Annotated in this window: 15 protein-coding genes and 1 pseudogene; 7 read left to right on the top strand and 9 right to left on the bottom strand. The window is 52.8% G+C overall.

What is annotated here, in order from left to right; all coding sequences use genetic code 11:
• The first annotated feature begins 171 nt into the window (after positions 1 to 171).
• Together O1Q74_RS00660 and O1Q74_RS00655 are read left to right on the top strand one after the other, a co-directional pair.
• Positions 172 to 2346, top strand: a complete 2175-nt coding sequence (locus O1Q74_RS00660; protein WP_271875545.1) for a hypothetical protein — start codon at positions 172 to 174, stop codon at positions 2344 to 2346.
• The gene (locus O1Q74_RS00655) at positions 2316 to 3116 is read left to right on the top strand and encodes a DUF3142 domain-containing protein (protein WP_271875543.1); all 801 of its coding nucleotides are present in this window, start codon (positions 2316 to 2318) and stop codon (positions 3114 to 3116) included. Before O1Q74_RS00660 ends, O1Q74_RS00655 begins: the two co-directional genes overlap by 31 nt.
• Positions 3117 to 3126: 10 nt before the next feature.
• Here the strand turns inward: O1Q74_RS00655 and O1Q74_RS00650 are convergent, their stop codons facing one another.
• Positions 3127 to 3591: a tRNA (cytidine(34)-2'-O)-methyltransferase gene (locus O1Q74_RS00650; protein WP_271875541.1), complete on the bottom strand. Its 465-nt coding sequence runs from the start codon at positions 3589 to 3591 to the stop codon at positions 3127 to 3129.
• 309 nt (positions 3592 to 3900) lie between these two features.
• Between O1Q74_RS00650 and O1Q74_RS00645 the strand changes: the two genes are divergently transcribed.
• On the top strand, positions 3901 to 4197 hold the full coding sequence (locus O1Q74_RS00645; protein WP_271875539.1) for a hypothetical protein: 297 nt from the start codon (positions 3901 to 3903) through the stop codon (positions 4195 to 4197).
• A 343-nt stretch (positions 4198 to 4540) separates the two neighbouring features.
• Here O1Q74_RS00645 and O1Q74_RS00640 read toward each other — a convergent pair whose 3' ends face one another.
• From O1Q74_RS00640 to ugpB, 6 genes are all read right to left on the bottom strand, one after another.
• Positions 4541 to 5497, bottom strand: a complete 957-nt coding sequence (locus tag O1Q74_RS00640; RefSeq protein ID WP_271875538.1) for an AEC family transporter — start codon at positions 5495 to 5497, stop codon at positions 4541 to 4543.
• A 334-nt stretch (positions 5498 to 5831) separates the two neighbouring features.
• A complete protein-coding gene (ugpQ, locus tag O1Q74_RS00635) occupies positions 5832 to 6581 on the bottom strand; it encodes a glycerophosphodiester phosphodiesterase (protein WP_271875536.1) in 750 nt (249 codons plus the stop codon).
• On the bottom strand, positions 6581 to 7654 hold the full coding sequence (locus O1Q74_RS00630; RefSeq protein WP_271875534.1) for a sn-glycerol-3-phosphate import ATP-binding protein UgpC: 1074 nt from the start codon (positions 7652 to 7654) through the stop codon (positions 6581 to 6583). The genes ugpQ and O1Q74_RS00630 overlap by 1 nt, the downstream gene beginning before the upstream one ends.
• A 25-nt stretch (positions 7655 to 7679) precedes the next feature.
• Positions 7680 to 8525, bottom strand: coding sequence for a sn-glycerol-3-phosphate ABC transporter permease UgpE (gene ugpE, locus O1Q74_RS00625; protein WP_271875532.1), 846 nt, complete (start codon positions 8523 to 8525; stop codon positions 7680 to 7682).
• 27 nt (positions 8526 to 8552) lie between these two features.
• Complete coding sequence (ugpA, locus tag O1Q74_RS00620; protein WP_271875530.1) at positions 8553 to 9440, bottom strand: sn-glycerol-3-phosphate ABC transporter permease UgpA; 888 nt, start codon at positions 9438 to 9440, stop codon at positions 8553 to 8555.
• 72 nt (positions 9441 to 9512) lie between these two features.
• Positions 9513 to 10847 carry a sn-glycerol-3-phosphate ABC transporter substrate-binding protein UgpB gene (gene ugpB, locus O1Q74_RS00615; protein ID WP_271875529.1) on the bottom strand — a complete coding sequence of 445 codons (1335 nt, stop codon included), beginning with the start codon at positions 10845 to 10847 and terminating at the stop codon, positions 9513 to 9515.
• A gap of 197 nt (positions 10848 to 11044) precedes the next feature.
• On the opposite strand from ugpB, the gene O1Q74_RS00610 reads away from it, so the two are divergent.
• Together O1Q74_RS00610 and O1Q74_RS00605 are read left to right on the top strand one after the other, a co-directional pair.
• Positions 11045 to 11287, top strand: coding sequence for a type II toxin-antitoxin system ParD family antitoxin (locus O1Q74_RS00610; RefSeq protein WP_271875527.1), 243 nt, complete (start codon positions 11045 to 11047; stop codon positions 11285 to 11287).
• On the top strand, positions 11280 to 11573 hold the full coding sequence (locus O1Q74_RS00605) for a type II toxin-antitoxin system RelE/ParE family toxin (RefSeq protein WP_271875525.1): 294 nt from the start codon (positions 11280 to 11282) through the stop codon (positions 11571 to 11573). The genes O1Q74_RS00610 and O1Q74_RS00605 overlap by 8 nt, the downstream gene beginning before the upstream one ends.
• 77 nt (positions 11574 to 11650) lie before the next feature.
• On the opposite strand, the gene O1Q74_RS00600 is transcribed toward O1Q74_RS00605, so the two are convergent.
• Together O1Q74_RS00600 and O1Q74_RS00595 are read right to left on the bottom strand one after the other, a co-directional pair.
• Positions 11651 to 11950, bottom strand: coding sequence for a type II toxin-antitoxin system TacA family antitoxin (locus O1Q74_RS00600; RefSeq protein WP_271875524.1), 300 nt, complete (start codon positions 11948 to 11950; stop codon positions 11651 to 11653).
• A gap of 70 nt (positions 11951 to 12020) precedes the next feature.
• A pseudogene (locus tag O1Q74_RS00595) lies at positions 12021 to 12191 on the bottom strand (DeoR family transcriptional regulator); the annotation flags it as partial.
• A gap of 210 nt (positions 12192 to 12401) precedes the next feature.
• On the opposite strand from O1Q74_RS00595, the gene O1Q74_RS00590 reads away from it, so the two are divergent.
• Both O1Q74_RS00590 and O1Q74_RS00585 read left to right on the top strand, forming a co-directional pair.
• Positions 12402 to 12827, top strand: a complete 426-nt coding sequence (locus O1Q74_RS00590; RefSeq protein ID WP_271875522.1) for a type II toxin-antitoxin system RelE/ParE family toxin — start codon at positions 12402 to 12404, stop codon at positions 12825 to 12827.
• Positions 12778 to 13107 (top strand): helix-turn-helix domain-containing protein, encoded by a 330-nt coding sequence (locus O1Q74_RS00585; protein ID WP_271875520.1) that lies wholly within the window; start codon positions 12778 to 12780, stop codon positions 13105 to 13107. The genes O1Q74_RS00590 and O1Q74_RS00585 overlap by 50 nt, the downstream gene beginning before the upstream one ends.
• Positions 13108 to 13114 lie beyond the last annotated feature (7 nt).

Here is a 13114-nt window from a genome sequence, read left to right as displayed (position 1 = left end):
CTTTCTTTCTATCAGACCATACCACCTCAGGTGCCCGACATGGGCACCTGTCATTTTCTGTTTATCTCCGGGCTAAATAATTCGGGTTTGAGTTTTTTACGCGATTGCGTAGAGTGATCCCCACTCATGCCGAAAACAGGCAAGACCCGTGTTAAATGAAGGATACCAACCATGAAAGGAGTAACGCTGCTGGCTGGCGTACTGACAGCGTTAATGAGCAGTCAGGCATTCAGTTCCAGCGATGGAGTGTGCGGTTTTTCCGACTCAGAATGTGGCATGTCTGCCCTGCCTTACCTGCAACCGGGTAATGACACGCGTACGAATCTGATGTTGCTGCAAAGCCGCCTCCACGGAATTTCGCTTCCGTTACCCCATCCTTTACCCGATCAAACGCGTTCACGTGTCGACCCTTTCACGGCCTACCGAGTCATGGGGATCGCGGCGACGGAAACACCTCAGACATCAGAGGCAGGAGAGGATGTCACGGCGGATGCGCCCTACCTCTCGACGCTCAACAAAGCGAAGCAACTGCATCTTCCCTTGTCCGTTCAAAGCACTATCTCGACGTTTTCGCCTGACGATAACGAAGGACGGCATATTTCCAATGCGCTCTCCACGCTGGAAGCGTTTTTCGACGTCCTTCTGACAGACAAACAGCTCACCGGGGAACAACGCACGCTGCTGGCACATCAGCGGGTGAATATCCTCAACCCGTTGTATACCAAAGAGGCACTGAACGAGGGTCTTGTCAGACTGACGGACGCAGGGCATGCAGGCGCACTCACGCACTATCTGTTCGCGGTTCTGGCGTTTTATCAGGGTCACTTTGATGAGGCGGAAAGCGGTTTTCAGGCGTTGGTATCATCACCACAGCCTTGGGTAGCGGAAACCTCGCGCTACATGCTGATTCGCGTGGCAATCAATAAAGCCATGGAAGATGCGCTAGATGAATACAACATGTTCGATGCCAGTAAAGCCGATAAGGCTACCGCTCAGTCGGCCGTTCAGCATATTGACGACTACCTGAAGCAGTATCCCGAGGGACAGTACGTGGATTCCGCTAACGGACTGTATCGCCGCGCATACTGGATCATAAATGATACGAATGCCCTGGCGAAAACGTACCAACACGAACTGGACGGCACCACCGATATCGAAGACCTCCTTGAATTAAACGATGAGATCGACAATAAGTTGTTGGAAAATAGTCAGTTCACCAGTGCGCCAGACAGCGCGCTGTTGACGATGGTACAAGATCTCAAGCGATTCCGCTCCGATGAAGGCTGGCTGGCATTACCCGCCTTATCCGCCGATGAGCTGGCCGCACAGAAGCCGCTGTTTGAGCAAGGCAACATGCAGGACGCGTTTAGCTACCTTCAGGCCGCCCAGCTGTTTTATGGGCAAAAAGATTACGCTGCCGTGGTTAACAGCGTTCCCGCGACGCAAGCAAACGATATAACCGATACCGTGCGTTTTAGTCTGCAAGTGCTGCGCGGCCGGGCGCTGGTTCGTCTGGAGCGCTGGGATGAAGCAGAAGCACACTGGCGCCAATTGCTAACGCGCAATATGGGGTACACGCAAAATCAGTTCCTGCAACTGGCCCTCGCGGAAACGCTGGTCAAGGCGGGTCACCCGGAGCGGATATTTACCGCCGATAGCCCGGTGAAAAACCTGCGTTTTCGTTCCGCTGTGCTGAAAGTCAGCGCCAATGCCGATCTGCTCCGTCAGCAAACGAGTGCGAAACAGAGCCACGAAGAACGCGCTATCGCGTTGCATACGCTGTTGACCAAATCACTAACGCACGGTGATTACGCCAGCTATCTCAAAGATATTCAGTTGCGAAAAGACATCGCGCCGCTGGTCAGCAGCGAAAATCAGAGCTGGAATCAGGAAGATCTAACGGCGTTTGATTGGGATGGCAGCGACACCGAAGAAGACTATCAATGTCCGGCGCTGAATGACGTGGTCACGACGTTGAACCAACGCCCCAACGACGCCCGTGCGATTAACTGCCTCGGCGAATTTTTCCTGCGTACCAATAACAGCGTGGGCTTCGACTGGGGTGAAGGCAGCATGTTGAGCGGGCTCACCAACGCGCCAACGCAATTCGTCGGCACCGAATATAATCGTCTGGATGGTTATATGCGGGTGATTGCCGATCCGAAAGCGCCACCGGAAGACAAAACCTATGCTCTGTATCGCGCGGTCTACTGCTATGCGCCGAGTGGCTATAACGACTGTGGCCCACAGGAAATCAGCAAAGCCACCCGCAAAGCCTGGTTTACCCAACTGAAAACCAAGTACAAAGGCAGCGTGTGGGCAGACAAGCTCGATTATTACTGGTAACGTCGTCAATCGTGCTGGTCGGCCTGCTTGCATTATGTATGCAGGCCGCTTCCGTTAACGCGGCACCGTTAACCACCCACGTGGCACCCACCATCGTTGATGCTACGCGCTATCAGGATTTCTGGCTGTGGGCGGCGGTAAGACCGCAGCCCATCCTGCATCAGGCCCAGACGCTGTACTTGCATCAGGGAGAAGTGGCTCGCCGTCAGGGCAAAGTCGTTTTCCTGCGTCAGGGGATTCCACCCAGCCAGCTACGCGTTAACCGCGTCTGGCTGGCTTTTCGCATGACGACGTTGGAGCTTTCCGATCGCCACCTGAACCGAATGATAAAGTTACGGGAAAAGTGGCAGCGCCACGGAAATCAGGTTGTCGGGATTCAGATTGATTTTGACGCGAAAAGCTATCAGTTGGCTGGTTATGTCGCATTTCTGACACAGCTGCGCGAGCGTTTACCCGAGGATTGTCAGCTCAGCATTACCGGGCTGCTCGACTGGTCGAAAACCGGGGATGTATCGGCATTGAACCGTTTACAGGGTAAGTTGGATGAAGTGGTGGTGCAGACCTATCAGGGGCGCAGCACCATTACCAACTACGCCGAGTACCTACCCGCGCTGCTGAAACTGGCTCTGCCTTTCCGGGTGGGATTGGTACAAAACGGCAAGTGGGAACCGCAGTGGCAGCAGCGCCTTGCCACTTCACCGTATTATCGCGGGGAAGTGGTGTTTCTGGTGAATCCGCCACTGAAAAAATCCGCCACCGGCAAACTGTAGCAAGCCGTGACTACAGGCAGCCGCCGAAGCCATTTTGCCGCCAGGCTTCATAGCTGATGATCGCCACCGCATTGGACAGGTTCAGGCTACGGTTATTCGACTGCATGGGAATGCGGATACGAAAATCTGGCTCGAAGCCATTGCGAATCTCATCCGGCAGACCGGACGTTTCCGATCCAAACAGCAATACGTCACCGGGCTGGTAGCTCGGCTGATCATAAGGACGGCTGCCTTTGGTGGTACAGGCGAAGATGCGTTTACCCGGAACCGCGGCCAGAAAATCCTGATAATTTTTATGACGGCTGACGCTCGCCAGATCGTGATAATCCAGCCCCGCACGGCGCAGTTTTTTCTCTTCAAAATCAAACCCCAGCGGTTCAATTAAATGAAGCGTACAGCCGTTGTTAGCCACCAGTCGGATAATATTGCCGGTGTTCGGTGCAATTTGAGGCTCATAGAGCGCGATATGGAACATGAGATAACATCAACCACGAAGGAAAATTCCGCCGCAGTATAACGCATTCCCACAGGGCAACCCAAAACCTGTACGCCGGAATGCGGATTACTCTGCACGACGTTTTCACCCACAGCGATTACACTTGACCTTACAGATGAAGGCATTCGAGCGGCGATAATGGATAGATCGTAAAGACGCTGTAAATACATCCCTGTACGCTCGGATTGCGCCATCCATGGCGCAAACGCTTTACTCTTCTATCTCATTATTGCCGTTTTCGTTTCGCAAATGGCTTATCTACAGGCCGAAGGCTTGTGTGGAGGTTTAATGAAACACCCTAAGACACTATTCGCCTGTGCTGTGCTGCTCGGCCTGCCGTTTGTGGCAAGCGCCAACACGACACAAGCGCCCACACCTCAACAGCAGTTTGAGAACGGCATCAGCAGCCAGAAACAGTTGCAGCAGACTATGCAGCAGAGCCAGAAATTGCAGCAACAGCAACTGAATCAGCAGCTCCAGCAGCGTAATCAACAGTTGAATCAACAACGTCAGCAGCAGCTACAGAAAGATTTGGAGCGGTCGCAGAGAACCACGCCGCCGCCGCCAATTCAACAGAACCCCTGACCAACGGGTCTGCTCTTTTGGTTTTTTATTATCTTACGCGCGTAAAGAATTACGCTGAGGTGGGCATGACCGCCGGATGAGCGGTATGGACACCGCGAAAGCCTGTGCCGCGCCGGGAGCGCGTCACAGGCGGTCCGGGTTGCGGGCATGAACACCGAAGGTACCGCAAAGCGGCGTGATTCCCCGCGAAAAGCCGGGGGTCACGGGGCGGCGGCGATTGAGCCGCACCGTGTCGGGCGCATACGACAACGGTTGCAGAAAACCACGAGAACAAACGCGCACGAAACATTACATAACACTAACAGAATGCCTAACCACAGGCTTCCTAGCCAAGCGTGGCTAACTATAACCGCACACCCATCAGCGTCAGAATCAACGGCGTGGTTAATGCCGCCATCGCCGTGGAGAGCAGCAGGCTGGATGCCACCGGGCCGCCCAGCACATCGAACTGGCGCGACATCAGATAGACGTTGACGCCCACCGCCATCGACCCCAGCAGCACAACCGCACGCGTTTCCATTTCCGGCAGACCGAGTGCAATCGCAATTCCCCAGATCACCAGCGGCTGCACCAGCAGCTTGATCGTGCAAATTGCCGTGCTAATCTGCCAGCCATCGCGCACGCGGTATTCCGCCAGCCCCATTCCCAGCGCCACCAGCGACAGCGGCGCGGCAATCTGTCCCAGCATGGAAAGCGGCTGATCGACATAAGACGGCAGCGGTAATCCCGTCAGGCTGAACGCCGTACCGGACAGAATGCCGATAATCAGCGGGTTCTTCAGCACGCCCAACGCGGTTTTGGTAAACCCCTGTAGCGACAACGCCCCGTTACGCGCCCATTCCACCGACACCGTCACCAGTGTCCACAAAATAAGCCCGTTAAACACCACGACCAGCGCAACCGATGGGATCGCCTCTTCGCCCAGCATCAGCGTCGCAATCGGCAGCCCCAGCATCACGTTGTTGGAGAAGATGCCACTCAGTGCAAACAACGAGCCGGAGACGCCATCAAGATGGAAGATCTTACGCGCCACGATCCGCCCTAAGATAAACACCAGCAGGCAGCCGCCGAAAAAAGCGATCAGCAGTCGGGCATCCACCACCGGACGTTTGGAAAAATCCGACATCAGGCGGAACAGCATCGCGGGCATGGCGACGGAGAAGACAAAACGCGTCATACCGTCGGTCACGGTGGTTGGCCATTTACCGTAGCGAATCAGGCTATAGCCGAGCGCGATGAGAACAAAGAGGGGTAACGACAGAAAAATCTGGTGCCAAAGCGAAACAATAAATGCGGGCATGAAGCCACTTCCTTATTACCGGCACCAAGTCAGAAAGGGGATCCGTTATTACGGAGATATACCCTAAATAATTCGAGTTGCGTGACAAAACGTTAGCGTTTTGAACAACGCTATGCGTTGACCCTTTAGGGCAAGGCCCATTTATGGCCTTGTCATGCGGCAACCGCGTGACAAATTCGTCAGGAACGAATTTGATCAGCCAACGGCTGGCCTTCGGTGAGAGACAGGATGTCTCTCATTTCATCCCCAAGAGCTTACTCAGGTAAGTGACTGGGGTGAACAAGGGAAGCCAACGCACAAGCAGCTTGAAGTATGACGGGTATAGAGGCAGACCTCAGCCGGTCGCGAAGTTAGCCCCAATTAAATCTATCCGGTCAGTACAGATGCAGTCAACGCCCCAATCCAGCAAAGTTTGCGCGCGATCAGGTTGGTTGACGGTATAAACCAGAATGCGTAAACCCGCGGCTTTCAGCGCCGCGACGCGTTCTGCCGTCAGCAGTTTGTGATTCAGGTGAATGGACACACACCCCAGACGCTGCGTTAATGTCAGCCAGTCCTCTTCCCACTCATCCAGCAACAGCCCGCGCGGGAGTTCCGGTACAGTCTTCTGCGCCGCCTCGAGGGCTTCGATAGAGAACGAGGACAGCAACGGTGCTACCGGGTGATCGGCCCACAACTGGCGCGACGCCAGTGCAATCACCCGTCCGGTTTCGGTTTCATATCCGGTGGTAGGTTTAATCTCAATGTTGGCCGCCATCCCATACTGTGCACAACGTTTTGCGACTTCCGATAGTAGCGGCAGGCGTTCACCGACAAATTGATGACCGTACCAGCCACCGACATCCAGCCCGACCAATTTGTCCCACGGCAGTTCGCCTGCAATACCCCAGCCGTTGCTGGTACGCTCAAGCGTGTCGTCGTGTAGGAGGAAAATCTGACCGTCATGCGACAGCTTGGCGTCAAATTCGATCATCTTGTGACCGAGGCTGGCACCGACATCAATCGCCGCCAGCGTGTTTTCCGGTGCCAGTGAACCACCGCCGCGATGGGCGACAATGCTCGGGTAAGGCCAGATTGTTTCCATTATTTCATCCGTAATCCGCTTTGCGAATCAAACAGGTGCCATGATGAGGTCGGTAAATGCAGCCAAAGCGTCGAACCGATGGAGGGACAGTGCTCATAAGAGAGCCTCGCGATGATGTTTTGTCCGCCCCACTTGCCGTGCGCTAAGTTATCTGCCCCCAGCAGTTCGAGTGTGTCGATCTGTAGCGGAATGCCGTCGGTTTCGCGCGCCGCCAACTGAATATGCTCCGGTCTTACCCCCAGCGTCAATGCCTTACCACGCCACTGCGGCTTCGGCTCAGGTAGTGCCAGCGCGATGTCACCGCCGATTTCAAAGCGGCAGCCATCATCGCTAATACGCCCTGACCACAGGTTCATAGCGGGTGAACCAATAAAGCTGGCCACAAACAGCGAGGCCGGACGACGATAAATCTCAGCTGGCGCGCCGATTTGCTCTGCGATCCCTTTGTTCATCACGATGACGCGCTGCGCCAGCGTCATGGCTTCAACCTGATCGTGTGTGACGTACAGGCTGGTGGTTTTCAGGCGCTGGTGCAGTTGCTGCAATTCCAGCCGCATCTGTACGCGCAGTTTGGCATCCAGATTCGACAGCGGTTCGTCGAACAGGAACACCGCCGGTTCACGGACAATCGCCCGCCCCATCGCCACACGCTGACGCTGGCCGCCCGATAGCTCACGCGGTTTGCGTTGCAGCAGCGGCATCAGTTCCAAAATACGCGCCGCGTCTTCTACGCGCTCACGAATCTGCACCTTGCCGAAACCACGGATTTTCAGGCCGTAAGCCATATTGTCGAACACGTTCATATGGGGATAAAGCGCATAGTTCTGGAACACCATCGCAATACCGCGATCTTTCGGTTCCAGATCGGTGACACGCTGGTTATCAATATAGATATCACCGCTGGTGGTGCATTCAAGGCCAGCCACCATACGGAGCAACGTTGATTTTCCGCAGCCCGATGGCCCCACCATCACCACAAACTCGCCATCAGCGACGTCCAGATCGATAGGTTGGATAATCTGTGTTTTGCCATCGTAAGACTTGGTGACGGCCTGAAGTTTTAAACATGCCATAAGCGTTTCCGAAATTCGTCTTGATTTATTTTTCGCTGTCGACCAGACCGCGAACGAACCAGCGCTGCATCAGTAGCACCACCAGTAGCGGCGGTAGCATGGTCAGCAGCATGGCAGCCATCACTTGATTCCACTGGGTCGCCCCATCGCCGGAGGCAATCATGCTTTTAATCCCGGCGACCGCAGTACCCAGATTGGCATCGCTGACAATCAGCAGCGGCCACAGGTACTGGTTCCAGCCGTAGATGAATGTGATCACGAACAGCGCCGCCAGATTGGTCTTCGACAGCGGTAAAACCATATCGAAGAAGAAACGCATCGGGCTGGCACCGTCGATACGCGCCGCTTCCATCAATTCATCCGGCAGCGTCATAAAAAACTGACGGAACAGGAAAGTGGCGGTCGCCGAGGCCATCAAAGGCAGGGTTAAACCGGTGTAGCTGTCCATCATGTCCAGCCGCGCGATCACTTCCACCGTCGGGAAAATACGCACTTCCACCGGCAGCATCAGTGTCAGGAAAATCATCCAGAAGAACAGGTTACGCAGCGGAAAACGGAAATAGACGATGGCGTAAGCGGACAGGATCGAGACGGTGATTTTGCCTACCGTAATCGCTAGTGCTATCACAAAGCTGTTGAGCAGCATCAACCCGAACGGCGTAGTGTTGTTGCCCGCACCGTGCAGCCAGATATAACGCAGGTTTTCCCACAGGTGAGAACCGGGGATGAGCGTCATCGGCACCTGAAAGACTTCCTGGTTATCCAGCGTGGCGGCCACAACCCCCACATACAGCGGAAACAGTACGGCGAGGATGCCGACGATCAGCATGACGTGGCTGAAAATAGTTAACCCGCGACGATTCTCAATCATTGGCCGTTGACCTTAGTAGATTCACCTTCATTGATAGTTCACCTTCCGTTCAACAAAACGGAACTGAATAATGGTCAGCCCGATAACCAGCATCATCAGTACCACCGACTGCGCTGCCGAACTGGACAAATCCAGCCCCGCGAAGCCCTCACGATAAATTTTGTAGATCAGCGTGGTCGTCGACTGCACTGGCCCACCGGCCGTCGCAGCATCGATAATCGGGAAGGTATCGAAAAAGGCGTATACCAGATTGACCACCAACAGGAAGAAGCTCACCGGTGAGATCATCGGCAACACCAAATTGAAGAAGCGCCGTACCGGGCCTGCGCCATCAATCGCGCCCGCTTCGACTAATGAACGAGGGATCGATTGCAGCGCCGCAAGAAAGAACAGGAAGTTATAGCTAATCTGCTTCCAGACCGATGCCAATACCACCAAAAACATCGCCTGACCGCTGTGCTGCGCATGGTTCCACGTATAGCCCAGCAGCCCAAGAAAATGGGTGATCAGCCCCAGACCGGGATTAAACAGGAACATCCACAATACGGCAGCAACGGCGGGGGCCACGGCATACGGCAGGATGATCAACGTCTGGTACAGGCGGCTGGCACGGATCACATAGTCCACCAGCGCGGCCAGAAAGAGTGAAATCAGCATGCCAAACCCGGCTACCAGAAAGCTGAATATCAGCGTGGTGTAAAACGAATCGAGGTAGTAAGGGTTATTGAACAGTTGCCTGAAGTTTTCCATACCGACGAACTCGCTGGATAACCCAAACGGATCCAGATTCTGTACCGAATACCACAGCGCCTGACCGGCTGGCCAGATAAAGAAAATCACGGTAATCAGCAGTTGAGGCAACACCAGAACATAGGGCAACCAACTACGACGAAAAACGGGGCGGGATGATGTCATGCGGTAACTCATTGCAAACAGAAAAGAAACAGGCCGATTCCCTTCGGCCCGGTATTACTCAACAGAAGCGTATTACTTCGTCGATTGTTCAAAGCGACGCAGCAGCGCGTTACCGCGTTCTACTGCGCTATCCAACGCCTGTTGAGGCGTCTTCTTACCTGTCCATACGCTTTCTAATTCTTCATCTACCACGGTACGGATTTGCGGCATGTTGCCCAAACGAAGACCTTTGGTGAACGGCAACGGTGGCTTGTTCAGCATCTGACGTGTGGCGATATCCGTACCTGGGTTTTTCTCGTAGAAGCCTTGCTTCTGCGTCAGCTCATATGCCGCAGTCGTGATTGGCAGGTAACCGGTTTTCTGGTGCCATTCAGCGGCATTTTCCGGCTCAGCCAGGAACGTCATAAACTCAGCGACGCCTTTGTAGGTCGCGGCATCTTTGCCGCCCATCACCCACAGGCTGGCTCCGCCGATAATGGCGTTTTGCGGTGCGCCTTTCACATCAGCGTCATACGGCATCATGCCGACACCGTAATTGAACTTGGCGTGTTCGCGAATGTTCGCCAGCGAACCGGAAGAAGCGGTCGTGATGGCGCAGTCGCCGTTATAGAATTTCTCGGTCGGCTCATCCTTACGCCCGAAATAGGTGAAGTCACCCTTCTTGTTCATGTCCTGCAACAACTGAATGTGCTTAACCTGCGTCGGCTTGTTGAATTCCAGTACGGCATCAGTGCCGTCAAAACCGTTATTTTTGCTGGCAACCGGCAGACCGTGCCAGGCACTGAAGTTTTCAATCTGAATCCAGCCCTGCCAGCCGCTGGCGTAGCCGCACTTCATCCCAGCGGCACGCAGTTTGGCGGTATACTCCGCCATTTGCTGCCAGGTTTTCGGTGGCTGTTCGGGATCTAACCCTGCCTTCTTGAAGGCATCTTTGTTGTAGTACAGCACCGGCGTGGAGCTGTTAAACGGCTGCGACAGCAAGTGGCCGCTCTTCGCATCGGTGTAATAACCGGAGACAGTCGGCACAAACACCGACTCGTCGAAATTAATGCCTGACTCTTTGAAGACTTCATAGACAGGCTTGATGGCTTTACTTGCCATCATGGTTGCCGTACCCACTTCGTAGACCTGCAAAATGGCCGGTGCATTCCCCGCACGGTAAGCCGCAATCCCGGCAGCCAGGTTCTGCTCGTAGTTGCCTTTATAGACCGGCACAATTTTTACATCGCTGTGTGCTTGGTTAAAACGGTCAGCCAGAGAATTCACTTCTTTCCCTAGTTCGCCTTCCATGGAATGCCAGAAAGGAATTTCTGTCGCGGCCTGCGCACTGGCGCTCATCAGCGCGAATGCCACACACGCCGCTGCGGTGCGAATAGCATGTGTTTTACGAGTTGTGTTGTTGAACATGCCTGTCTCCTGCAATCAATTAAATGCGCCATCATCACGGCGTTTTTTATGCGAAGGTAAACATGACATGCGCGCATGACATAAAAATAACGGGAAGATGACGGGAGAGTGACAGAGGGAAGAGGTCTTCTTACTTGACTACTAAGTAGTCTGTTTCGTGCTATTATCTGTGTTAATAGATAACACAGGGGGTTTTTATGCCTAGAACGACAAGCATTACGATCGGCGAACAACTGGATGACTTTGTCTCCAAATTAATAGATAGCGGTCGCTATAGTTCTACCAGTGAAGTCATCAGGTCAGCGCTTCGCCTTCTTGAGCAACAGGAATCCAAAACAGAGGCTCTGAAAAAAGCGATTTGCGCTGGGGAACAAAGTGGAGAAAGTTCGTTGACGCTGCGTGAAATTGCAGCAAAAAAGAAGCGCGAATTGAATGTATAAACTCTCTAATTTTGCAGCAGAAGATTTCGCAGGCATCTTTGAGTACACATTGATCAACTATGGCATCAATCAGGCTGACAATTATACAGAGTCGCTAGAGAATACGCTGATTCTGCTAGCAGAATCCCCTTATATAGGCCAAGAGTACCCTGAAATTAGCCATGGTGTGCGCCGATTCGATCATAGGCAACACGCTATTTTCTACCGCATACGAGAAGAAGATCTTCTTATCATCCGAATCCTACATCAGCAAATGGAACCTATGTGCCACTTTTTTGATATTTAACAAAAGTGGCTCAATAAGGGAGTGTCCGATCAACTGCATGCAACCAAGAACAATAATGAGTAATGGCTCTGGTGCAGTTATTCCCATGGAGATTTGCGGCTCATCAGCTCGTTAATGCGCGCCTGGCGCTCTGCGGTGATAGGCGCATCCAACTCGGCCAAGAATTCGTCAAACTGTTCGTTGTCCAAAATAAACAAACGTTGACCTAACAAGATGTCCTGCGCCTCGCAGCAGGCGGCTTCAAGCATAAAATCGGTACGTGATTTTGACACAAGGTTTGCAGCCATATCGATAAAGTCCCGCTGGGAGGCTTTGGCCCAAATGATGACGAGTGGTATAATTATCTTTTTTTCATGAAGTTGTTTAATTAACGACATCGCGATAATACGTTTATTTCCACATTGGACTCAAGACGATAGTCAGGCCGTCCCAATTTGGCTATCCCCCTCACCCCGCCACCAGCACCTCAACCCCCATTTTACCTAGCGCGTCTTTGGCAGCGGCGGGCAGGCCATCGTCGGTGATGATGCTATCGAATACGCTGAGCGACGTGGCGAGGTGGGTGGCGATGCTGCCATATTTTGAGATGTCGCACAGCAGGACGCATTTTCTGCTGGCTGAACATCACGGCGTCTTTTGGGCGCAAACAAACATGGCATGCGCGTATGACCGAAAAATAACTGGAAATGACGAGAAAATGACAAAGAGAGGTAAGAGGTAAAAGCACCGATTAAACATACTATTTCGTGCCACTACGACTGCGATCATTGCAGAAAACCCGTAATTTAGACTATAGTTATTATTACTAGTCATGTTTAAGGATGAACCGTGGCGGTATACACAACGAAGCTCTTCGATAAAAAACTAAAAAGCGAAATACTTTCTGATAGTTACCTTTGTGAGATTGCTAATGATGTGATGAATGACCGTGTTGAGGGTGACCTTGGCGGTGGTGTGCTTAACAAACGAATTGCATTGAATGCCGGAAAGAGTGCAGGAGCCAGAACCATCATCTTTTTCAAGCTGGGCTCTAATCTATTTTTTGCCGATGGATGGAAAAAAAATCAGGTCAGGAAAGGCGTTAAAGAAATTCAGGATGATGAGCTGGCTGTTTATAAAGACATTGCTGATGACCTACTTCAACTCACCGTTCAACAAATAGCTCGATTGGTAAAAGTGAAAGAACTACGAGAGGTGAAATGCGATGGCTGCAAAGATGAAAGAGTTACAGCAAATGGCGCAAAGCCTGCATGAACACGGGGGTATCACTGATACCACGATGGAACGCATCAATAATCGGGTTGCCGCACGGGAATTCCGTGAGCGCATCGAGCAAGCTCACGCAATGAGCGGTGCAGAAATTCAGAACATGCGTTCCCGTTATAAAATGTCGCAATCTTCTTTAGCTTACGCTCTCAATATGTCCGTTGAGAGCGTCTCAAAATGGGAACGTAATGAGAAAAAACCCTCTGGGGCTGCACTACGTCTTCTCAATATAATCAACGAGAAAGGTCTGGATATTTTTGCCCGTTAGATATCAA

Origin of the sequence: Pectobacterium sp. A5351, from assembly GCF_028335745.1 — a bacterium.
Lineage (GTDB): Bacteria > Pseudomonadota > Gammaproteobacteria > Enterobacterales > Enterobacteriaceae > Pectobacterium.
Note: the sequence above shows the minus strand (reverse complement) of the source record. Positions and strands in the feature narration are given on the sequence as shown.